Annotated in this window: 22 protein-coding genes and 1 riboswitch; of the genes, 8 read left to right on the top strand and 14 right to left on the bottom strand. The window is 43.3% G+C overall.

Annotation, left to right across the window (positions count from 1 at the left end):
- Positions 1–48 precede the first annotated feature (48 nt).
- The 3 genes from LRQ06_RS20330 to LRQ06_RS20320 all read right to left on the bottom strand — a co-directional run bounded on the left by LRQ06_RS20330 (position 49) and on the right by LRQ06_RS20320 (position 2718).
- Positions 49–1395, bottom strand: coding sequence for a replication-associated recombination protein A (locus LRQ06_RS20330; protein WP_232768860.1), 1347 nt, complete (start codon positions 1393–1395; stop codon positions 49–51).
- A 15-nt stretch (positions 1396–1410) separates the two neighbouring features.
- The gene (lolA, locus tag LRQ06_RS20325; protein ID WP_232768859.1) at positions 1411–2010 is read right to left on the bottom strand and encodes an outer membrane lipoprotein periplasmic chaperone LolA; all 600 of its coding nucleotides are present in this window, start codon (positions 2008–2010) and stop codon (positions 1411–1413) included.
- 99 nt (positions 2011–2109) lie between these two features.
- The gene (locus LRQ06_RS20320) at positions 2110–2718 is read right to left on the bottom strand and encodes an SEC-C metal-binding domain-containing protein (protein WP_232768858.1); all 609 of its coding nucleotides are present in this window, start codon (positions 2716–2718) and stop codon (positions 2110–2112) included.
- A 133-nt stretch (positions 2719–2851) separates the two neighbouring features.
- On the opposite strand from LRQ06_RS20320, the gene dusC reads away from it, so the two are divergent.
- Positions 2852–3802 carry a tRNA dihydrouridine(16) synthase DusC gene (dusC, locus tag LRQ06_RS20315; RefSeq protein ID WP_232768857.1) on the top strand — a complete coding sequence of 317 codons (951 nt, stop codon included), beginning with the start codon at positions 2852–2854 and terminating at the stop codon, positions 3800–3802.
- On the opposite strand, the gene LRQ06_RS20310 is transcribed toward dusC, so the two are convergent.
- The 5 genes from LRQ06_RS20310 to yfbV all read right to left on the bottom strand — a co-directional run bounded on the left by LRQ06_RS20310 (position 3791) and on the right by yfbV (position 8841).
- A complete protein-coding gene (locus LRQ06_RS20310; RefSeq protein WP_232768856.1) occupies positions 3791–5281 on the bottom strand; it encodes a GGDEF domain-containing protein in 1491 nt (496 codons plus the stop codon). The genes dusC and LRQ06_RS20310 overlap by 12 nt on opposite strands.
- Positions 5282–5463: 182 nt before the next feature.
- Positions 5464–6258: an ABC transporter ATP-binding protein gene (locus LRQ06_RS20305; protein ID WP_232768855.1), complete on the bottom strand. Its 795-nt coding sequence runs from the start codon at positions 6256–6258 to the stop codon at positions 5464–5466.
- Complete coding sequence (locus LRQ06_RS20300; RefSeq protein WP_373054848.1) at positions 6255–7151, bottom strand: ABC transporter permease; 897 nt, start codon at positions 7149–7151, stop codon at positions 6255–6257. The genes LRQ06_RS20305 and LRQ06_RS20300 overlap by 4 nt, the downstream gene beginning before the upstream one ends.
- Before the next feature lie 58 nt (positions 7152–7209).
- Positions 7210–8175, bottom strand: coding sequence for an ABC transporter substrate-binding protein (locus LRQ06_RS20295; protein WP_232768854.1), 966 nt, complete (start codon positions 8173–8175; stop codon positions 7210–7212).
- A 213-nt stretch (positions 8176–8388) separates the two neighbouring features.
- The gene (gene yfbV / locus LRQ06_RS20290) at positions 8389–8841 is read right to left on the bottom strand and encodes a terminus macrodomain insulation protein YfbV (protein WP_232768853.1); all 453 of its coding nucleotides are present in this window, start codon (positions 8839–8841) and stop codon (positions 8389–8391) included.
- Between the two features lie 366 nt (positions 8842–9207).
- Here yfbV and LRQ06_RS20285 point away from each other — a divergent pair, with 366 nt between their 5' ends.
- A complete protein-coding gene (locus LRQ06_RS20285) occupies positions 9208–10407 on the top strand; it encodes an acetate kinase (RefSeq protein WP_232768852.1) in 1200 nt (399 codons plus the stop codon).
- Between the two features lie 139 nt (positions 10408–10546).
- Positions 10547–12691, top strand: coding sequence for a phosphate acetyltransferase (gene pta, locus LRQ06_RS20280; protein ID WP_232768851.1), 2145 nt, complete (start codon positions 10547–10549; stop codon positions 12689–12691).
- Between the two features lie 65 nt (positions 12692–12756).
- On the opposite strand, the gene LRQ06_RS20275 is transcribed toward pta, so the two are convergent.
- The 3 genes from LRQ06_RS20275 to LRQ06_RS20265 all read right to left on the bottom strand — a co-directional run bounded on the left by LRQ06_RS20275 (position 12757) and on the right by LRQ06_RS20265 (position 15731).
- Positions 12757–13707 carry a glutathione S-transferase family protein gene (locus LRQ06_RS20275; protein WP_232768850.1) on the bottom strand — a complete coding sequence of 317 codons (951 nt, stop codon included), beginning with the start codon at positions 13705–13707 and terminating at the stop codon, positions 12757–12759.
- A gap of 106 nt (positions 13708–13813) precedes the next feature.
- On the bottom strand, positions 13814–15058 hold the full coding sequence (locus tag LRQ06_RS20270; protein WP_232768849.1) for a sensor histidine kinase: 1245 nt from the start codon (positions 15056–15058) through the stop codon (positions 13814–13816).
- 10 nt (positions 15059–15068) lie between these two features.
- Entirely contained in the window at positions 15069–15731 is a 663-nt protein-coding gene (locus LRQ06_RS20265) for a response regulator transcription factor (RefSeq protein WP_232768848.1), read from the bottom strand.
- A 197-nt stretch (positions 15732–15928) separates the two neighbouring features.
- A riboswitch (TPP riboswitch) is annotated at positions 15929–16030 on the top strand.
- Between the two features lie 75 nt (positions 16031–16105).
- Here LRQ06_RS20265 and thiD point away from each other — a divergent pair.
- Genes thiD through thiE form a run of 3 tightly spaced genes read left to right on the top strand, consistent with a single transcriptional unit; the run spans position 16106 to position 18450 of the window.
- Positions 16106–16966, top strand: coding sequence for a bifunctional hydroxymethylpyrimidine kinase/phosphomethylpyrimidine kinase (gene thiD / locus LRQ06_RS20260; RefSeq protein WP_232768847.1), 861 nt, complete (start codon positions 16106–16108; stop codon positions 16964–16966).
- 10 nt (positions 16967–16976) lie between these two features.
- Positions 16977–17777: a hydroxyethylthiazole kinase gene (gene thiM, locus LRQ06_RS20255; protein ID WP_232768846.1), complete on the top strand. Its 801-nt coding sequence runs from the start codon at positions 16977–16979 to the stop codon at positions 17775–17777.
- Between the two features lie 31 nt (positions 17778–17808).
- Positions 17809–18450, top strand: a complete 642-nt coding sequence (thiE, locus tag LRQ06_RS20250; protein ID WP_232768845.1) for a thiamine phosphate synthase — start codon at positions 17809–17811, stop codon at positions 18448–18450.
- 28 nt (positions 18451–18478) lie between these two features.
- On the opposite strand, the gene LRQ06_RS20245 is transcribed toward thiE, so the two are convergent.
- The 3 genes from LRQ06_RS20245 to LRQ06_RS20235 all read right to left on the bottom strand — a co-directional run bounded on the left by LRQ06_RS20245 (position 18479) and on the right by LRQ06_RS20235 (position 21333).
- Positions 18479–19657: a multidrug effflux MFS transporter gene (locus LRQ06_RS20245; protein WP_232769024.1), complete on the bottom strand. Its 1179-nt coding sequence runs from the start codon at positions 19655–19657 to the stop codon at positions 18479–18481.
- Positions 19658–19705: 48 nt separating this feature from the next.
- Positions 19706–20404, bottom strand: coding sequence for a recombinase family protein (locus LRQ06_RS20240; protein ID WP_232768844.1), 699 nt, complete (start codon positions 20402–20404; stop codon positions 19706–19708).
- A gap of 191 nt (positions 20405–20595) precedes the next feature.
- On the bottom strand, positions 20596–21333 hold the full coding sequence (locus LRQ06_RS20235; RefSeq protein WP_232768843.1) for a UTRA domain-containing protein: 738 nt from the start codon (positions 21331–21333) through the stop codon (positions 20596–20598).
- 202 nt (positions 21334–21535) lie between these two features.
- Between LRQ06_RS20235 and LRQ06_RS20230 the strand changes: the two genes are divergently transcribed.
- Positions 21536–22585 carry an ABC transporter substrate-binding protein gene (locus tag LRQ06_RS20230; RefSeq protein WP_232768842.1) on the top strand — a complete coding sequence of 350 codons (1050 nt, stop codon included), beginning with the start codon at positions 21536–21538 and terminating at the stop codon, positions 22583–22585.
- A 13-nt stretch (positions 22586–22598) separates the two neighbouring features.
- Positions 22599–23402 carry an alkaline phosphatase family protein gene (locus tag LRQ06_RS20225; RefSeq protein WP_232768841.1) on the top strand — a complete coding sequence of 268 codons (804 nt, stop codon included), beginning with the start codon at positions 22599–22601 and terminating at the stop codon, positions 23400–23402.
- Positions 23403–23460: the final 58 nt, after the last annotated feature.

Genomic DNA, 23460 nt, shown 5'->3' with positions numbered 1-23460 from the left:
TCAAAACCAATTGGAAACTCTTAACTGATAAAAGATAACGAAAACTCACTATTTTTCATAGCGCTTTTGGTCGCTTTTTGTGTCTAATTCAGCCAAATAGTCTAATTTTTCCCGAATTTTAATTTCTAACCCACGGGAAGAGGGGTAATAGTACCGGGTTCCTGCTAATTCAGGTGGGAAATACACTTCCCCGGCGGCGTATGCTCCCGGTTCGTCGTGAGCATAGCGGTATTCTTCTCCGTACCCCATTTTTTTCATAAGCTTCGTCGGTGCATTTCTCAAATGTGGTGGTACTTCGTATTCCGGTGTATTTTTTGCCTCAGCCAGTGCGCCCTTCCAGGCCGTATAAACCGCATTACTTTTCGGCGCACAAGCCATATAGACAACGGCTTGTGCAATGGCCCGCTCGCCTTCCGCAGGCCCGACCCGATGGTAGCAATCCCAGGCAGACAATGCGACCTGCATTGCTCTGGGATCCGCATTACCGATATCTTCTGATGCAATAGCAAGAAGGCGGCGTGCAACGTACAACGGATCGCCCCCTGCAACAATGATTCTTGCCATCCAGTACAACGCCGCATCTGGATCAGAACCACGTATTGACTTATGTACGGCTGAAATTAAGTCGTACCAGATGTCTCCGTGATTATCAAAACGACTGACTTTTTCTCCCATAACTTCAGCAAGTCCGGCCAGGGTCAGTTGTTTTACCGAATCCTTTTCCTCTGCCATGTCATACAGCAGTTCCAGATAATTCATTGCCTGACGGGTGTCGCCCTGCACATATTCCGCCAGTCGGTCTAACACGCCACTCTCGATATTAACGGAATGCTTCCCCAGTCCTCTTTCCTTATCGGAAATGGCAATATTAAGGGCCTGTAATATCTCGTCGGATGACAAACCGGTTAATTTATATACCCGGGCTCTGGACAAAATTGCATTATTAAGCTCAAAAGAAGGGTTTTCTGTTGTCGCCCCGATAAACGTCACTGTTCCATCCTCGATATGAGGAAGAAAAGCGTCCTGTTGCGATTTATTAAACCGGTGGACTTCATCAACAAACAAAATGGTTTTAAAACCGGCAAGACGGTTTTCCCTTGCTTTTTCAATGGCTAACCGAATTTCTTTTACACCGGAAGTAACCGCCGACACCCGTTCTACCCTTGCATTAGCATAATGCGCTGCTACTTCTGCCAGCGTCGTTTTGCCAGTCCCGGGCGGTCCCCACAAAATCATGGAATGAAGTTGTCCGTTTTCAATCGCCTTACGCAGAGGTTTCCCCTCACCAAGTATATGAGTTTGTCCTATATACTGCTCAAGCGTATCAGGCCGCATGCGGGCTGCAAGCGGCCTGAAATCTTCAGATCCGGAAAAGTCGAGACTCAGATTATCCAATGATTTCTCTCTGTATTAACGTTGATCATCAATATCCACGCCATCAGGAACAACGAATGTAAACAGTTTTTCAGACGGCTTGCCTAATTTGATGTGTTCAAAAGTAAAGTGAGTTTTCTGCCCATCCTGTTCGATAACATCAAACCCTTTAACAACCCCTTTATTATCAATATTTATAATAAAGCGGCCCTGAGTTGAATCAAGATGCGTGGGAGTAAGCGTAAAGTGGTCTGCATTCTCTGACACAAAATAGTTATCCCAGTCGCTTTTTTTATTGCGGGTCAACAACACAAACGGGGTTTGCTCAGATGCTTTTTCAGCATCATAGATTGTCACCTGCTCGACCAGTGGGGTGTAATACCACAATGTCTTACCATCAGAGACCAGCATGTTCTCATCCGGTTCTGATGTTTCCCAGCGGAACAAACCCGGACGGGCAATATCCACTTTCCCTTTCGACTCGCTGATCGCTTCACCTTCGGGGCTGAGCACTTCCTGATGAAACTGAGCGCTAAAACCATCATTGAGTGACAACCTGTGACTTAATTCTTCTTTCGGGGTTGCGAAAACAGAAAAACTACAAATGCAAAATAATAACGCAACAATTTCCTTCATTCTAACGGGACTCCAATTCGTCTTCTCTACCGCCGATAATACCGGGTCAGTTTAATGATATGTCAGTATCTGGTTGGAATACTGATAAAGAAGAAAGTTCTACTGACCACAACAATTTTTAAACTTTTTACCACTCTGACAAGGGCAAAGATCGTTTCTTCCTACTGATTTATAGGGATTAACCCGTTGCGCTCCCTGCCCCAGTAACTGACTATCCGCAAACTGGACCAGTTCATGAATCATCATATCAATATTACCGATAAACCAATCGGTATCCGGCACATCGTCAATTCCCGCTGCTTTCATCTGTTCAATGGTTGCTTCCCGGTCTGTGATAAGAAAGCATAACGTTATAATTGCCTGTAGGAGCCGCTGAGTACCATCATCCGGTATCACCTCCTGCCAGGTTGGCTCAACAAAAGACCAGGCACTAAGAAACCCACCGGCCCACTCTTCAAGTTGTCCGGTCCGGACATCAATCACTGAATCCAGATGATAATCACCGGACAACATAGCCTGATACTGCTTCTGAAATTGCCCGACGAATAACGCATCAAATTCACCGGTCTCTTCTTCTGTAAGAAGACTCTGCCATTGCGATTTTTCAATCGGCTGACAGGCAAGATTCACCGCAAGAAGAACACCTTCGGCATAAGCGGCCGAAACCGGTAAGTCAGAATTCATAAAATGCTCAGGATGATATGTCATAAATAGATTCATTGTCTCGTAGATAACCGGGGGATAAAAGGTAACACAAGCCGCCAGAACAATCATTCACAGATAGTGACTTTTTCACTGTCTACCACTACAATCGGCAACCCATTTTAATATTGAGAGTATCATGAGAGTCGTATTAGGCCCGATGGAAGGCGTTTTAGATCATTTAATGCGAGAAATGCTGACTGGCATTAATGATTATGACCTATGCGTAACTGAATTCGTCAGAGTGGTCAATCAACGTTTGCCAAAACATGTGTTTCACCGGTTATGCCCGGAACTTAAACATGGCTCTCATACAAAATCCGGAGTTCCTGTCAACGTCCAGCTACTTGGTCAGGATCCCGACTGGATGGCAGAAAATGCCAGCTTCGCAGCCGAACTTGGAGCCCATGGCATCGACATTAACTTTGGTTGTCCGGCAAAAACCGTCAACCGGAGTAAAGGCGGCGCTGCCCTTCTGGAGTTTCCGGAGCTGATTCATCAGATTGTCCAATCCTGCCGGCAGGCTGTTCCTTCCAATATCCCGGTTTCAGCAAAAATCCGTCTGGGGCTTGAAAACCCGGACGATTGTTTTGATATTGTTGATGCGATTGAAAAAGGCGGGGCTGATGAACTGACCGTTCACGCCAGAACCAAATCCGGTGGGTATAAAGCCAGCGAAATAAAATGGGAATATATCGACCAAATCCGCAAAAAAACCACGGTACCATTAATTGCCAATGGTGAAATCTGGGACCGGAGCGACGCCCTCGCCTGTATTAAAACAACAGGTATTGATTCCATTATGGTATGCCGGGGGGCATTCAACATTCCAAATCTGGGCAATATGATAAAGTACGGTCACTCACCAATGTGTTGGTATGATGTAGTCAAATTACTATTGATTTATTCAGAATACGAAGTCATCGGCGACAAAAGTAAATACCTGCCAAACCGGATAAAACAGTGGTTGTCCTATCTGCGTCAGGCCTATCCGGAAGCAAATGATCTATTTCGTGAAATCCGCACACTGACTGCTGTTAATGACATTATCCATACGATTTCCCGTTATGCAGGCCAATTAGAACACTAATCTGTTTTTACCATGACGTTTAGCGAAATAAAGCTTGTTGTCTATCACTTTTAAAATCTGATCATGAGAGGGCATCCGATCTGAGGAATAAATTGAAACGCCTCCGGAAATGGTAAAACCCGATTCAACCGCATTGGTACTGTTATTTGTAATTTCATCTTTAACACGGTGAATTGTCCGTTCCAACGCATCTTTACTTTCACCCGTGAGGTAAATAATAAACTCTTCACCACCAAAGCGAGCAACAGAATCCGATGTTCGGATGTTATTTTTAAGCCCGTCAGCAAGATAACAAATAACATCATCCCCGACATCATGCCCATAGGTATCATTAATCTGCTTAAAGTTATCAATATCAATCAGAACCATTGCAACATAAGCATCATGAGTTTTCCGAGTAAGAAACGTTTCAAAACCGCGACGGTTATTTAATCCGGTTAAAGGATCCTGAGCCGCCAATTCTTTAAAATAATGTTTTTCTCTGTACGACTTAATATACAGATAAATAAACACTGAAAGAAAATAGACAATAAAGATAATAACTAAGTTCATTTTACGATCCGTCAAGAATCGCAAAATTTCATTTTTAAAATCAATTAAATAATACATTTTATGATGAAAATCGATCCCCTCAATTGAGTCAATTTCTTTCAACATAAAAGCATTATCAGGAACAGGTGCATCCTCAGTTACGATATTAAAATAGCTGTTTGTCAGTTTTACCGGCCTCAGTAAGGTCAGAACATCAATATCCAGTGCAACACTTCCATGAATATCCGAACCACCGGATGTTTTATAGACAGGTAACATCAACGTTAATATTGGCCTTTTACCATTTACCTTTTCAAAAATAAAAGGTCCCTGCACTTTTATTTTTGATTGCTGAAATCCTTGGTAGAAAGACCAGTTCTTATCTTTTATCTTCGCAATTATTTCGGGTGTGATATTTTTAGATAGATTCTCTGGTGAAACGATAAGATACCCGTGAATATCCTGATAATGGACGCTGATAAAAGCGTCGTCAATATTATGAAAAAGCGCCAGTAACGGTGCCAATTGTATCCGGCTTTCCACAGCCAAAGCCAGTTTACTTTTAAAATCACATAACTCAGTTTCACCGACCACAGCATACGAATCTTTCGACATATATTGTTGTAAATACTGAGAGCCCTGACGTTTCAGATCTTTTGTCGGGAAAAGGAAGCATAACTGGTCTCGCTGCTTCTGCCAATGATATCTTGAAAGTAAGATCTTATTGGTGTTATTTAAAGAATAGCTGTTCAACGAGTAGTCCAGTCCGACCAACGCTTTTGATGCACGCGATAAAGTTCGCCCAATCCTTTCATATTCTTCGTTAATGTCCGCTCTGAGCATAGCGATATGGGTATGAAGCAACAATCCCACCATAATCAAAACGAACACGAAAGGAATACCAAAGACAGCGACTCTTCCTAGCAGGAACCGCGATTTCAGACTCAATTGCGACCTCAAAACTTAGATAAAACATCTAAATTGTAGCAATGATGCATTAACAAAAGAAATGTAACAGGGATAATTATTTTGTATATAAATGTTTAAGATTCAAAAAAACCAGTTTCTGCCAATGGCAAAAACTGGTCATGAATCATTAAATTAATGATATACGTGTACAGCCTGTAACTCTATCCAAGCAACAAACTATCATCCGTAATTTCTTCCCCACGAACTTCAGAAAAAAGTTTTAAAAGATCAGGGACACCCATATCGGCTCGCTGTTCACCTTCAACATCCAGCACAATTTTTCCCTGATGTAGCATGATAGTCCGGTCACCACAGGCAAGCGCATCTTTCATTGAGTGCGTCACCATCATCACTGTTAAACTGAATTCAGACACTATTTTCTTTGTCAGGTCAATAATGAAAGCCGCCATACGAGGGTCCAGCGCAGCAGTATGCTCATCAAGTAACAAAAGTTTGCTGTCTGATAGCGTCGCCATAACCAGACTCACCGCCTGACGCTGCCCGCCGGACAATAATCCGATGTTATCACCAAGACGGTCTTCCAGACCCAGACCCAGAATGCTAATCCGCTCCTGAAAAAGCTTGCGGCGTTTTGAGGATAACGCATAGGCCAGACCACGACGACGGCCCCGCATATAGGCCAGTGCCATATTTTCTTCAATAGTAAGGGCACCACACGTCCCGGCCAAAGGGTCCTGAAATACTCTGGAACACAAACGGGCGCGTTTGTCGACCGTTCTTTTTGTCACATCCGTTTCATCAATCATGACCCGTCCGCCGACCATCGGAGTTTCTCCGGTCACCGCACCAAGCAAGGTTGATTTCCCGGCCCCGTTAGAACCAATAACGGTTAAAAACTGATGCTCCGGAACAACTAAGTCTACGCCTCTTAGTGCCCGGTTTTCCAAAATCGTTCCGGGATTGAAGGTAACCTGAATGTTTTCTAACCGAATCATGCTTTACCTCCTGCTTTCCCGGATTTTTTCCCTTTTTTTAACTTTGGCATGATCAGAGCGATTGCCACTAATACCGCTGTAACAAGGTTAAGATCAGACGCCTGCAGACCAAACATTCCAGAACTAAGTGCAAAAGCAACGGCCAGGCGATACAGGACGGAACCAACAATCACGGCAACAACAGCGACCCATATTTTGCGCCCCGGGATCAACGTCTGACCAAGAATAACAGCAGCCAGACCAACCACGATGGTTCCCACTCCAGAGGTAACATCAGCAAAACTGTTGGTTTGAGCAAACAAAGCCCCTGCAAACCCAACGAAACCATTGGACAGAGACAGACCGAAATACGTATAAAACGCTGTGCTCGCACCCTGAGCAGCAACCATGCGGGAATTCACACCCGTTGCGCGCAGACCCAGACCAAAGTCACTGTTAAGTAAACGAATAATAAGTAAAGCAGAAATTAAAACTAAGACGGCGACAACGAGTGGCCGGACATACATTGGATCACCCAGTTCTTCGAATGGCGTCAGGATAGTATCTTCGCCAATCAGCGCAATATTCGGTCTTCCCATAATGCGAATATTGACCGAAAATGCGGCAATCATCGTCAAGATGGAGGCCAAAAGGTTTAATATACCGCACTTCACGGTTAAAAATGCCGTTACCCATCCAGTGGCTGCACCGGCAAGAATAGCCAGAAATGTTGCAACCCAGGGATTCACTCCGGCAACAATGGCGGTTGCGGCAACAGCAGCTCCCATTGGGAAACTACCATCAACACTTAAATCAGGAAAATCCAGCACTTTAAACGTCAGATACACACCTAACGCCACAAGCCCGTATACGAGACCAATTTCCAGAGCCCCGAAAAAAGCAAAAGCAGACATAACTACTCCTCTCTGCTGCTTTAAAAGTAAACGGGCAAACAGCCCGTTTACTTAACTATTACTTAATACTGGTCGCACGATCCAATACAGATTTTGGAATAGTGATACCTAATTTATCAGCAGCCGTCTTATTGATGACTAAATCAGACCCTTTAGCCACTTTCACATCTAACGAACCAGGATTCGTTCCATTTAAGATATCCACAACATAGTCTGCTGTCTGAACACCAATTTGATAGTAATCAAAGCCAAGGCTGGCAAACGCGCCATGCGCAACATAAGATGTTGCAGCACCGAAAACCGGTGTTTTCGCTTGGTTTGCGGCAACAACCATACCATCGATAGCACTGGCAACGGTGTTATCAATCAAAGCATAAATGACATCTGACTTCTCTGCGATGGTTTGTGTTGCAGACTGAACGTCCGCACTTTTTAATGCTGTCGCTTCAACAACAGTTAAACCATTTTTTTTCGCACTGGCCTTCAGAATTTTCATCAGGCTAACAGCATTGGCTTCTCCGGGGTTGTAAACAACACCAATGGTTTTCACATTAGGAAGGATTTCTTTAATCAGCTCGACATGCTGCTCAACTGGTGATAAATCGGAAAGACCTGTGACATTTTTTCCGGGGTGTTTCAGCGTTTTTACTAATTTTGCACCAACAGGATCGGTAACGGCAGTGAAAACAATCGGGATATTGCGTGTCGCGGATACCAAAGCCTGTGCCGTCGGTGTTGCAATCCCAACAAGCACATCCGGTTTTTCACCGACAAACTGACGGGCAATCTGAACAGCAATTGCCGGGTTCCCCTGTGCTGTCTTGTATTCGAACTGTAAATTCTTACCGTCTACGTACCCTTTTGCTTTTAAACCATCGATAAGACCTTGTCTCGTTGCATCAAGTGCAGGATGCTCCACGATTTGAGACACAGCAACTTTCGCTGTTTTAGCCATAATACTGGTCGACGATAAAAGAGTGGCACCGGCAAACACAGCGGCCGCAAGAAGGTTACTTGCTTTCATCTTAACTCCTTGTTTCGAGACTATATGCTACGAATGTTATGTTTTGTAATTATTGGATAGCGTACTCTTTGAGTAGTACACCTAATTATTACCAATAACTTAACCAAAAGGAAAGGAAGTTTTACAGTAGGAAAACAAAAATATTACAGAGCCCTGATACCAATCAGGTACCAGGGCTCTTTTAGAAAAGAAAACGGAATAAAACGGAAATGACTAGAACCAACGCTCCCACACCGATTTATCTAACTGTCTGAACGCTCTGTTAAGAATGAAAGCCAGTTCTTTATAACGAGGTTGCTTACGGGCAGGTTCCAGAGCAAAACCACTTTCAATAATTTTCTGGTGTAATTCGCGATACCAGCTGGCTAATGAAGGAGGCAAACGGGTATTCGCGCGATTTCCCAGCCACCACATCCCCTGAAGAGGAAGACTGATAGCAAACAAGGCAACAACAATTGCCTGAGGCATTGCACCTATATTATGAAATACCATTTGGGTAAGAACACTGATTGCCGCAACCGCAGGCATCACTTTTAAACCGAATTTTGTCGCCTTTATTATCCTGTGCTCAGGGAAAATGGCTGAAAGCTCTTTTCTCAGCGGCCAGGTGTCCATGTATTTTTGTCCATCTTTAAGGCTATGAACAATCCCCACATTGTGACTCATAGGCTTCTCTCTCATTCGTTTTTAGCAACTCAACTTCAAATATAGTTGAAAATATAAACTAAAATGACAATTTTTTGTTTAAAGTTAATATTTCTTCAAAATTTTTTGTTATATTGCCCTATTATCGATATCCTTTGTGGACTTTCTACTACCATTGTTGCCCTTTATCCAGACAATGGCAACTTTTGTATGTAGAATTACCGGCGTTAAATGGACAAAGTATTAAGTACGTCATACTTAGTGCTTGTCCAACATAGGGTATTTATAGCTGTATTCATCCGGATTCACGGGGTGAATCTATCGAATGCGGCTGATAGTTAAATAAACAAATAGTTGATCAAAACTGATTATTACAGGTAGTGACACATGTCGAAGCTAGTTCTAGTTTTAAACTGCGGTAGTTCCTCTTTAAAATTCGCAATCGTAGACGCTGAAAATGGTGCAGAGCACCTTACTGGTTTAGCGGAATGTCTTCACCTTCCGGAAGCACGAATCAAATGGAAGTTGGATGGTGGTAAACACGAAGCTCAGTTAGGTGACGGAGCGGCTCACGAAGAAGCTCTTGCTTTTATGGTAGACACAATTTTAGCTTCTAAGCCAGAGCTGGCTAAAGAACTGGCTGCTATTGGTCACCGTATTGTACATGGTGGCGAGAAATTCACTAAATCTGCACTGATTTGTGATACCGTCCTGAAAGGAATTGAAGATGCAGCAACGTTTGCTCCTCTTCATAACCCAGCACACATCATTGGCATTAAAGCGGCTCAACATGCATTCCCACACCTTAAAAATGTGGCTGTATTTGACACAGCATTCCACCAGACAATGCCTGAAGAAGCTTATCTGTATGCGCTTCCTTACAAACTATATAAAGAACACGGCATCCGTCGCTACGGCGCACACGGAACCTCTCATCGTTTCATTGCCCGTGAAGCAGCAGAGCGTCTGGGTAAACCTCAGAATGAGCTAAACATCATCAACTGCCACCTGGGTAATGGTGCTTCTGTTTGTGCAATCAAAGGTGGTGAGTGTGTTGATACCTCAATGGGTTTAACTCCTCTTGAAGGTTTAGTAATGGGTACTCGTAGTGGTGATATCGACCCTGCTGTCGTTTTCTATCTGCACGATGTACTAAACTACTCTGTTGACCAAATCAACACGATGCTGACTAAAGAGTCTGGTCTGCTGGGTCTTACTGAAGTCACTTCTGACTGCCGTTTCGTTGAAGACAACTACGGTAAAAAAGAAGAAGCAACCCGTGCAATGGATGTATTCTGCCACCGTCTGGCGAAATACATTGCCGGTTATACGTCCACAATGGATGGACGTCTTGACGCTATCGTATTCACTGGTGGCATCGGTGAAAACGCAGCACCAATTCGTCAGATGGTTCTTGACCGTCTGAGCATCTTCGGAATCAAACTGGATGGTGAAGCAAACCTGAAAGCTCGTTTTGGTGGCGAAGGTGTTATCACAACAGCAGACAGCAACATCCCTGCTATTGTAATTGCAACCAACGAAGAGTTGGTTATTGCTGAGGATACCGCACTTCTTGCGGAAATCTGATTGACTACTGGCTAACCATTGAGTTAGCCAGTTTTTTTTGGGGCTTAGCTTTTTGTGATTAATAGATAAAAGTTGAGCTTTGTTCCTTTCTACAGTCTTGTTCTACTAGATTGTTAACTGACAGCACAGGTACTTATTCATGTCTCGTACTATTATGCTTGTCCCAATTAGCTCTGGTGTAGGTTTAACCAGTGTTAGTTTGGGTGTAATTCGCGCGATGGAGCGCAAAGGCGTTAATGTTTCATTTTACAAGCCAATCGCTCAGCCGAGATCTGGTGATGATCAACCAGACCTGACAACGACGATTTTAAACGCCAATACCGACCATAAAGTCGGTGAACCATTACCGATGTCTAATGCTGAAACACTCATTGGTTCAGATCAGGCAGACGTTCTGTTAGAAACGATCGTTGAACGTTATAACCAAATCAATGCTGACGCAGAAGTCACTTTGATTGAAGGTTTGGTTCCTACCCGCAAACATCCGTTTGCCAATCAGGTGAATGCTGAGATTGCAGCTACTCTGGGCGCAGAAATTGTATTAGTCGCGACTCCGGGTACTGACAATCCAACTCAGTTGAAAGAACGCATTGAAGTTGCATGTTCAAACTTTGGTGGTACTAAAAACAACAACATTGCCGGTGTTATCATTAACAAACTGAATGCACCAGTCGACGAAGTTGGCCGTACCCGTCCGGATCTGTCTGAAATTTTTGATGATACAGCCCTGTCTAAGGAATCTAACTTAGAAGTAATGCAAATCTTCAATTCCAGTCCAATCCGTGTTCTGGGCTGTGTTCCATGGCACGTTGATTTGATTGCAACCCGTGCAATCGATATGGCAAAACACCTGAATGCAACCATTATCAATGAAGGTGATATTCAGACCCGTTGTATCAAAAGCATTACGTTCTGTGCCCGTTCTCTTCCAAACATGGTCGGTCACTTTAAACCAGGCAGTCTGTTAGTGACTTCTTCAGATCGTCCTGATGCTATGATTGCGGCATCTCTGGCTGCAATGAACGGTCTGGAAATCGGCGCGATTCTTCTAACCGGTGATTACGACATTCCAAAAGAAATCCTGGATCTGTGTAAACCTGCATTCGATACTGGTTTACCTATCTTCCGCGCTCCGGGTAACACATGGCAGACTTCACTGAATCTGCAAAGCTTCAACCTCGAAGTTCCTGCTGATGACAAAGCTCGTATTGAGTTTGTTAATGATCACGTTGCCGGTCACATTGACGGTCCCTGGATTGACTCTCTGACTGAAGGTACTAAAGGTATTCGTCGTCTTAGTCCTCCGGCATTCCGTTACCAGTTAACTGAATTTGCCCGTCGTGCAAGCAAACGTATTGTTCTTCCTGAAGGCGATGAACCACGTACCGTTAAAGCGGCAGCAATCTGTGCTGAAAAAGGCATTGCAGATTGTGTTCTGTTAGGTAACCCTGCAGAAATCAAACGTGTTGCTGAACAACAGGGTGTCGTTCTTGGCTCTGGTATCGAAATCATCGATTCAGACAAAGTGCGTGAAAACTACGTTGCCCGTCTTGTTGAGCTTCGTGCGAAAAAAGGCATGACGGAAGTTGTTGCCCGTGAAAAACTTCAGGATTCAGTATTTCTTGGTACAATGATGCTTGAAGCGAATGAAGTAGACGGTCTTGTTTCTGGTGCAGTACATACCACCGCAAACACCATCGTACCTCCATTCCAGATCATCAAAACAGCACCAAGTGCATCTATCGTATCTTCTATCTTCTTCATGCTTCTGCCTGATCAGGTACTGGTATACGGTGACTGTGCTATCAACCCGGATCCAACAGCTGAACAATTAGCAGAAATTGCGATTCAGTCTGCGGATTCTGCTGCAGCCTTTGGTATTGATCCTCGTGTTGCCATGATCTCCTACTCTACCGGTACTTCCGGTAAAGGTGCAGATGTGGATAAAGTACGTGAAGCAACCCGTATTGCTCAGGAAAAACGTCCTGACCTTGTTATCGACGGACCTCTGCAATACGATGCGGCAATCATGGAAAATGTTGCAGCATCTAAGGCACCGGATTCACCAGTTGCAGGTAAAGCAACCGTATTTGTATTCCCGGATCTGAATACCGGTAACACAACATACAAAGCAGTACAGCGTTCTGCTGACCTTGTATCTATCGGTCCAATGCTTCAGGGTATGCGTAAACCGGTCAACGATTTGTCTCGTGGCGCTTTGGTTGACGACATCGTTTACACCATTGCTCTGACTGCAATTCAAGCCTCTCAGGAACAAAAATAATTCTTTCTGATGACAAGTCAGTATGAATTCATTGTAATAACCCCGGAGAAATCTGGGGTTATTTTTTATACACCAACAGAGTCTCTGTTATGCGGAGAATCTAAATCCATCTCCGGCCCTGCCGGAACAATCTGAGTCGGATTTATCATTATATGGCTGTAATAATAATGTCGCTTGATATGATAAAACTCGACGGTTTCTTTGACTCCCGGCACCTGATAGAGCTCTTTCATATAGCTTTGCAAATTCGGATAGTCGGCAATACGTTGTTTATTGCATTTGAAATGACCAACATAAACAGCATCAAAACGGATAAGAGTGGTAAACAACCGCCAGTCAGCTTCAGTGATTCTTTTCCCGGCTAAATAACGGCTAGTCGCAAGATGTTGATCTACGGTATCCAATGCACCAAACAGCTTTTCAAACGCATCTTCATAGGCATCCTGAGTAGTAGCAAATCCACACCGGTAAACACCGTTATTAATATTGGGATAGATAAAATCGTTCCATTTGTCGATCACACTGCGAAGGGCTACCGGATAATAGTCTTCGTAATTTCCGGTCAGCTCATTAAATTCGCTGTTAAACATACGGATAATTTCTGAAGATTCATTACTGACTATCGTATCTGTCCACTTATCCCATAAAATAGGAACCGTCACCCTGCCTGTATAATCCGGTTTTGCCTTAGTATACAGTTCGTATAACTTTGAGAAACCATATAACGGCTCCGGAATACCAAACCGCCAGCCATGATTCATCATATCCGGACACACAACCGTCACATCAATGTGTTTTCTCAGATCTTTTAGCTCACGGAAAATAAGCGTACGGTGCGCCCATGGACAGGCATAAGAAACATACAAATGGTAGCGCCCTGAATCCGGGGTAAACCGGGCTTCGGGTTCGGCTCTTACCCAGTTCCGGAACCCGGCATCTTCACGCATAAAACGACCATCACTGGATTTTGTATCGTACCAGACATCCTGCCACTCACCATTGATCAGTTTGCCCATAATCGCCTCTGTTCTGCTAATGATAAGTTCATTATAGATAAAGGACAGAACAGTAAAAATTAAGGAGAATTGTCGTTGTTATTCGAATAATCTGATGAAGAATCCGTCAGCAAAAACGAATAATCGCAATCCGGCCACCCGACGTTTCTTTTACCCGGTAATACCAGTTGTATTGCTTAATAATTTGTTTGGTCAATTCTAACCCCAAACCGAAACCGAGGCTGGATTCTTCATCAATATCCTCATTATTTTCATTACGGATAAGAACCCAGTCATGCCGTTGCTGGATATAAACCGTACCCGAATAGGTATGCTGAAAGGCATTACGGATTAAATTACCGACGACAATACGCACCAACGTCGGTGTCAGTGCCAGAGAACCCGGCATCACATCAACTGATAATGATACACTCTTATCTTTAAGCAAATAATCTAACTCGGAAACCAACTGCTTAATAGTGCAGCCCAGTTCAACTTGATCCTGAGATACGTTTTTATATTCCCCCCGATTAAGCCATAGTAATGTCTCGCATAACTCTGTCATCAATACACCAGCACGCAAGACACGTTCTGCTACTTGTTTTTCTTTTTCGTGTGCCCCATTTTTATTTTGTAGCTTCAATAATAACTCAGTATTACTCCTGACAACTGAAATAGGCGTTCGTAACTCATGACTTGCGTGAGAAAGAAACTTCTTCTCCCTTTGCAATGTCATCTGAACAGAAGAGAGACTTGACTGAATAATATCAGCCAACCTGTTTATCTCCCGGTACTGAAAATCTGGAACAGGCTCAGTCAGGTTTTTAGAATTTAATTGCTTTGCCCATGAAATTAGACGATCAACCGGCTTATTAATCTTATAAAAGAGGAACAAAACACAAAGACAAAAGACAAAGACACCAATAACGGCATAAACAACAATACGAATCAGAAAAGGCGGTTTCGGATCTATTTCATTCCAGTGAAAAAATGAACGGGCTACATAGATAACTTTTCCGTCACTGCGCTCGTAGCGCATTGCATACGCCGCTAACCTCGGTGTTTCATACCACGTTTTACGAAAGAAATATTTACTGACACCCAGGTGCCCTTTTGGCTCTTTCAACGTATTTTTAATGATATCAGGCAAAGCGTTCCAGTCAGCGGAGACATCAAACCCCACAACATTAACAGATCCATGTTCAGGAACCGTAGTCTCCCGAGCGACCATCTCCATCGAGTATTGAAAAGCTATTTTTAGACCACTGACAAAGTAATTCATAGCAACAGTTGAAAAACTAATCACCGTCACTGAGCCTATGAAAATCACAAAACAAGACAGGTAAATATGCATACTTTTACGGATTTTCATGATACTCACTTTATCTGATAGCAAAACCGAAATTGGGGACAGTATGAACTAAATGCGGCTCGTGCTCACTATCGATTTGTTTTCTTAAATTAAAAATATGGACTTTCAGGCTGTTACTATCAGGTATATCGTCCCCCCAGACATACCGTATTATTTTCTCACGAGATACAGCATTTGGGGACTCACGCATAAGAAGTTCCAGAATTTTTGCTGCAATCGGGGATAATTTGAGTAACGTTTCTCCCCGGTAAACTTCATGACTGCTGATGTCAAATGTCAGATCTTTAACCGTTAAGCGGGTTGCCTGGCCACTTTTACGTTTGGAAAGGACTTTTACCCGGGCGATCAGTTCTTCCATTGCAAAAGGTTTCACCAGATAATCATCTGCCCCTTTGGAAAAACCTTCCAGCTTATCATCAAGAGTATCTCTTGCGGTCAACATTAGTACCGGGGTTTCAATTCCTTTTGCCCGAATTCGCTCACAAACCACCAATCCCTGAATTTTAGGTAAATTAATGTCAAGAAGAACCACATCGTAATCATTTTGTTCAATTAAATTGAGACCCACCTGACCATCAGCCGCATAGTCTGTGTCGATATCTTCCAGCTCCATATAATCAATAATTGCAGTTGCCAGATCGATATCATCCTCAACAATTAGTATCTTACCCATTTTTGCCACAACAAAATAAAAAAACATCACCTTAGTTTAGTGTAGAAAAACACTGGTTAATATGAGGTTAATACGAATTCATAACTTTACTTATCAACAGCCCTAATTATCCGTAATTAATGAATTATTACCTTCAAATGGCGCCATTCGTGAGTAAATCCGCTTTTGTTTTCATAGGTAACTGTTAAAATTGTTGTATTCGATAGTCGGGGAGCTGAAAAGCTGAGATCGCCATACAAGCGAGACCCGTTGAACCTGATTCAGTTAACACTGACGTAGGGAACTATGAACCTGTCTTCATCTGGTTATCTATTCCACCTTTCCGGATATGACATTTTTAGTCCACCTTATCGTCAATGTATAAGGAACTAAAAATGACATCAAACTCTCAACAAATCACACCAGTCACGCTGACCATTGCCGGAAGCGACAGCAGCGGCGGTGCCGGGATTCAGGCGGATATAAAAGCCATGTCCGCCACCGGAAGCTACGCATGTTCTGCTATCACTGCGCTCACTTCTCAAAACACTCAGGGGGTTCAGAATATTTTCCCTGTACCTCTGGAACATATCGCGTCTCAACTCCATTCGGTCTTTTCTGATCTGAATGTTACTGCTGTTAAAATTGGCATGCTGGCTGACTCTGAAATCATAAAATTAGTTGCCGATATTCTGAGACAATACCAACCTGAGTTTATTGTTCTGGATCCGGTAATGGTTGCCACCAGTGGCGATATCCTTCTAAAGCAATCGGCCATTACCACTTTGATCGAAGAATTAATTCCGATTGCAACAATCATAACCCCTAACATACCGGAAGCTCTGACTTTGACAGGTCAGTCAACCCCGATTGACAATGTGAATATTAATGACTTAATCCGGTCTTTAAAAAAACTTCCCACACGAGCAACCTTGTTAAAAGGCGGTCACCTTGAAAGCCTGAATGAAAGTAATGATTATCTCATCACCAATAAAGAAACGGATGTTCTATCCTGCCACCGTGTAGCAACGAAAAACACTCACGGGACCGGATGCACGCTTTCATCTGCCATTGCCTCGTATCTGGCTCAGGGAAACACTCTGTCTGATTCGGTCAGACTGGCTAAAGATTACATCACTCAGGCCATATCGCATGCTGATGAGCTCAATGTCGGGAAAGGACACGGTCCGGTGAACCATTTTTATCGGCCAAATCACTTTGCTCAGTCTTCCCATATCCATCATTCGCTTAAGTAAGGAAACGAACATGTTCACCGAAAATATCATCAATGCCTTAGCAGCCGTCCGCAAACAAAAACCTCTTGTTGTAAATATCACCAATTACGTTGTGATGAACAATACGGCTAATGCTTTACTTGCTATCGGGGCCTCACCAATTATGGCCCATTCTCAGGAAGAAATGAGTGAAATGATGAGCTTTGCCGGCGCTCTGGTCATCAATATCGGTACGCTGGATTCAGTCTGGATTCCCCGGATGCGTTTTGCGGTTCAGCAAGCCAACCAATATAAAAAACCGGTTATCCTTGATCCGGTCGGTTGTGGTGCCACAACTCTGAGGACCAATGTAGCCAGAGAATTGGCCGAACTGGCCGAACATTTAATTATCCGTGGTAATGCCTCAGAAATTATCGCGTTGTCCGGTGAACAATCTCAGGGGAAAGGTGTGGATGCACAAGATTCAAGTAACGCCGCAGTCAATGCTGCACGTAACCTTCTCCATAATTATAACGCGAATGTAGTTATCTCAGGCGAAGCGGATCATATAATATCCGCTACCAATCACATAACGCTCCGAAATGGCTCTTCATTGATGCCATATGTTACCGGTACAGGATGCAGTCTTAGTGCATTAACCGGTGCTTTTGCTGCCGTCGGAGAAGATACCGGACTGGCTGCGGCGGCAGTGATGAGTGTCGCCGGTGAAATCGCCAGTAAAAAAAGCACCGGCCCCGGAAGCCTGCAGGTAAACTTACTGGATTCACTGTATAACCTGGACAACGAAACACTGAAAGCTCATCTTATCCTGAATGCATGCTCATTCAAATAGATTCCGTACTATCCTCCGGGAGTAATCCGTGATGAAAACACCAAATTATCAACTGTATTTAGTCACCGATGAAAAATTGGATGAACAGCGACTATGCCATGTCATTGAGCAATCTGTTTGTGGCGGTGTCAGTATCATTCAGCTTAGAGAAAAACATCAAAACACCAGACAATTTATCCGTAAAGCATCGGCAGTAAAAGATCTGTTAAAAAGCATGGAAATCCCATTAATAATCAATGACCGGATAGACGTTGCATTAGCAGTGAATGCGGATGGTGTCCATTTAGGGCAGTCTGATATGCCTGTCGATATTGCCAGAAAAATACTGGGACCAGACAAAATAATCGGACTTTCCGTTGAAAGTCATGAGCAGTTAATATTCGCGAATCATCTGGACATTGATTACATTGGCCTGAGTGCCATTTACAACACTGCCACCAAAACCGACATCCGGTTTGAGTGGAAACAGGAAGGTCTAGAGTGGGCGATACAGCACACTCAACATCCCATTGTTGCCATTGGCGGTATTAACCAGGAAACGTTACCGGCTATCGCAAAAATCGGGGTTGATGGTGTGGCGATTGTTTCTGCTATATGTCAGTCCGAAAACCCGAAGAAAGCCGCATCAGAGCTTCTGGCAGCATTTCATTCTTCTCAATATGTTCCGGCCTAAATTCAGACTAAGCATTAAGGTGGCCTTATCAGGCCGCCACTACAGAACGAAATCCCCGGAGAATATTCATCGTAATAATAACGGCAAAACACCCGGTAACCAGACCAAGCTGCCAGATTTCATGAACCCCCAGCTTCAATAATATAAAACTGAACACCGCAGCAAATATCATCTGCCCGCCTCCGGCCAGAGCGGCAACCATTCCTGCATTATCTTTATACGGTAGCATTAACTGAGCCTGAGCACACGGGAAAGCAATACCATTACCGAAAATCATCAGGAACTGACCCAACATAAGCAATAATGGGTTTAACGGAATTAACATGAACCAGACAGCAGAAAGCAATTGAATGGCCGGAGAAATCAGAAAAATATTTCTGAGACCAATTTTAGAACGTAACAGAGAAACCGAGAAACTTCCGAGAAGAAATCCCACTGCGGGAATTAACGCCCACATCGCATATTCGTCGGAAGTCATGCCTATCTGAACCTGCATTAAGAAAGGCATCAGTGAAATACAAACCGTAACGAGCGTAAAATTCAGCCAGCCAATAGTTCCAAAACTAATAAAATACGCTGAACTTAACAATTCTTTATACTTTATTAATGATTCCCTAATTTTAGGTAATGGCTTACGTTCTTTCATGGTTTCTTCAAAATAGAAATATAGCATCAGCCATACAAAACTGACATAACACATCAGTATTATGAAGATTGCCAGCCACCCATAGGCATGATTAATAAATCCTCCGATAAACGGAGCAAAAATTGGTGAAAACGAGGCAACCATCGTTACGTATGCCAGTGCAACCGGAAGCTGTTCACCCGAATAGCTATCTCGGGTCGATGCCCGGGCCAGAACAGCACAACATCCTGTTCCCATTCCCTGAATAAAACGTCCGATCACCAGACCGGTAAAACTGGAACTGAAAGTGACCAGAACCGTCAGTCCGGTAAATGCAAGAATTAACGCAAATAACAGAACTTTTCTGCGCCCTATCGAGTCAGAGACCGGACCATATATAAACTGAGAAGGACCGAAACCAAGCAGGTAAACAGAAATAAGCAGTTGTGTCTGATCAATAGAAATTGAGAAATCCTGGGCAATCCAGGGTAATGAAGGAAAAACAAGCCCGATGCTTAGCTGTCCGACGCTAATGGCCAGGCAGGTAAGTAATAAGGGCCGCCAGTTAAAACGTTGTTCTATTGTCTGTGATGCTACCGCCATTGGATACCTTCTGTATGTGTCATATTTCTATTCTGTTCCTTCACTTTTTTCTCTCTCTTCATTTTCAGACCAGTTCAATTCATCGTCTTTATGACTGTATGAATGGGTTCCTTTCCCTCTTAAATGCCCCAATTCATCATGAGCTTTAAGCTTTGATTTAACTCGTTTTACCGTTGACAGACTAGTGTCGGTTTCATCAGCAACCTGTTGAAGCGTCTTACCTTCAAATAACTTCTGAGCAATCAACCGGTGTTTTGCTTTGTTACAACGCCGCCCTCTGAATTTCCGCTTCCATTGCTCCGGGTCGTCTTTAATTGCCTTACGGCCCATTTCTGCAGCAAAAATTCTCCGGTGACGCCCTGACTCCGCATATCCCTGCATCATTTTAATGACAGCATCCGTCACCATATCATCCTGCCGGAGTTCCAGGTGCTGATTCACCGTCCGGATAATGATACCCCTGCGTAAAAGGGGTAATAAATTGCTCAGGCATACTTCAAAGTCCCTACCCAGTTCATCAATCCACCACAGAATTAATTCGTCATCTTTTTTTAGCTTCTGCTCAAGCTGCTGGTACACGGGACGCTCACAGAGCGGAACAAATCCTCTTACACGCTTCTCAAGATGCACCACTAACCCTTCACGAAATTGCTGTAGTGCTTCGATACGGCTATCGATATCTTCTATCATCGGAGATACCCGCAAGTAAGCATATGACTGGCTCATTATTCTTCTCACATTGGCTCATTTAGTTTATTGGCTCATAATAACACATTAAATGAACCTTTCAACTAAATGAGCCACTTTAAAGTGAATAAAGAAGTACAGACATTCTACAAAAAGCGGACAACAAAACTCTGGAAAATTTTGGGATAAAACGGAAAGAACAGGAGATATCAAACTATATAGATGTTCTCTTAATAAGCGGAGGTCTTTTCACAATCTTCGCAGCTGTCAATAGTAATAACAACAGAATCAGGACGCCAGTATTCAAATTCGCAATCAATAATGACCTCATCCTGATTATAGTTGACCCGGCATATTTTAAGAACCTGCTGTCCTGCGGCAATACCCAGCGATTTTGCCACATGCTCCGGAGCCGCTGTCGGTATTACATCAAAACGGGAACGACTGGTTGTGTAGCCGTATTTCTCTTTGTATAACCCGGTAAGAGATGTCGTCAGGTTTTCCTGCAATATTCCCGGAAACAATTCACTGATCAGACAATTTTCAACAAACAAAACCGCTCTGCCGTCAATATAGCGTAACCGGCGGATAAGATGGACAGTCGGAAAATCAGACCTCTCCAAAACCTTAGCGTGATCGCTGGTTGCTAAGACGGTTTCAACATTAACCACTTTTGTTTCTGCGATGCGTTGTTGCTCACGAATCATCTGATGAAAATGGCTACGGGAAAGTGGATTGTAGTGAATCCTGGGAGGTGAAACAAACCATCCTTTACGCTCCTCCCGGTAAATTAATCCTTCCGTTTCCAGCGATGTTAACGCATCTTTAATCGTAATTCGTGTTGTCGAAAAACGATCACTCAACTCACGTTCAGAAGACAATTTTTGCTGTGGTAACAAGACACCGCCAACAATTTGTTCGCGAATAACACCTTTAATTTTATTCAGTTGTGTTGATCTGCCTGCCATCTTCTGAACTAGTCCAGTTATTCATCTAAATTAACGTTAAATCATCGTTATACAAAAAGCAAGCCACAGAAAATACGAATTCAAATAAACATTTCTGCAACATTTTTGAAAAAAAACATTCATATTTATAAAAATAAACCGTAATATTTTTAGTGAAGGATAAAAAACGCACTTACTGAACTAGTCCAAAGGATGGCTAATTATGAAAAGATTACTTACGACGGTATCTATCGCAACGATTTCATTATCTGCAGCGGTACATGCCAGTGATAAAATTGATACATTGGTGAAAGCGGCTCAGAGTGAAGGTCAAGTCTACAGTGTAGGCATGCCCGACAGTTGGGCTAACTGGAAAGATACCTGGTCTGATTTAAAAACAAAATACAAAATCAGCCATCAGGATACCGATATGAGCTCAGCTCAGGAAGTCGCAAAGTTCGCGGCTGAGAAAAGCAATGCCACTGCAGATATCGGTGATATCGGTTTTGCGTTTGCCCGTGTTGCGGTGAAAAAAGGCGTGACTCAGCCATATAAACCATCGACCTGGAATGATATCCCGGGCTGGGCCAAAGACAAAGATGGTAACTGGATGCTGGCTTACACAGGTACCATCGCTTTTATTTCCAATAACAATCTGGTAAAAAATCCGCCACATTCATGGGCCGATATCCTGAAAGGTCATTACAAAGTCACTGTAGGTGACGTAGGTACTGCTGCTCAGGCTAATAATGCTGTTCTTGCAGCCGCATTTGCTAACGGTGGTGATGAATCCAACCTGAAACCGGGTATCGAGTACTATAGTAAACTTGCTAAACAAAACCGTTTATCTTTCACAGATCCTTCTCTGGCAAACCTGGAAAAAGGTGAAGTTGAAGTCGCTATTATGTGGGATTTCAATGCGCTTAATTATCGTGACAAAATAGATCGCTCGCGTTTCACAGTCACCATTCCTCAAGACGGTTCAGTTATCTCAGGTTATACCACCATCATCAACAAATACGCAAAACATCCTAATGCGGCCAAACTGGCTCGTGAGTATATCTTTAGTGATGCCGGACAAATCAATCTGGCCCGGGGTTATGCCCGTCCTATCCGGACTAATGTTAAGCTGCCAAAAGACGTTCAGGAAAAACTGTTACCGAATTCAGAATACAGCAACGTACATCCAATCAAAGATTTTAAAGCCTGGGAAAAATCCGCTCGTAAATTACCAAGAGCATGGCAAGAAAACGTGTTAATCAACCAGCAGTAATACAGGTGATACTATGAACAACAAGGTTATCCTTGTTGTTCTTGATGGTCTTAACCAAGAGGTAGCCCAACAATGCATGGGCTACCTAAATGGTTTGGTTGAGCAGCAGAGAGCAACATTTTACCCAATCATCTCCGAATTACCGTCCCTTTCCCGGCCGTTATACGAATGTCTGCTTACCGGCGTGACACCAATAGAAAGCGGTATCTTAAACAATCAGGTCGTTCGTCGTTCCTATTTTGATTCTATCTTCAGTCTGGCTAAGGAACAGGGAAAAACCACCGCCGCTGCCGCCTATCACTGGGTGAGTGAACTGTATAATAAAGCCCCTTATGATGCCCTTCAGGATCGTCATACCAACGATAAAGACCTCAATATTCAACATGGTATCTTTTACCACTGGGATCATTATCCAGATCAGGCTTTATTCCTGGATGCCGAATACTTGAGAGAAACACATCAGCCTGACTTTCTGTTGATTCACCCCATGAATATTGATGACGCTGGGCACAAATTCGGTCTGGACTCACCTGAATACCGAAATACAGCCAGAACAGCAGACGTCATTTTGTCCGACTTTTTGCCAAAATGGGAAAAAGAAGGGTATCAGGTATTAATTACCAGTGATCATGGTATGAATAATGATAAATCACACGGAGGGGTATTGCCGGAAGAACGTAACGTTCCGCTTTACGTCGTCGGAACCGCATTTTCTCATTCACAGACACACATACGACAAACCGATATATGCGGCATTGTCTGCACTCTTCTCGGTTTAACCCACACTAAGACTTATAACAGGGAATGTTTGTTATGAATAAGGACATAACGATGGAGAGAACTAAGAATTCGCCTTCAGCAGCATCCATAACAGG

It is taken from the genome of Vibrio salinus, from assembly GCF_021272385.1.
In the GTDB taxonomy this organism is placed as follows: Bacteria; Pseudomonadota; Gammaproteobacteria; order Enterobacterales; family Vibrionaceae; genus Vibrio; species Vibrio salinus.
This window is presented reverse-complemented; position numbering and strand designations above follow the sequence as displayed.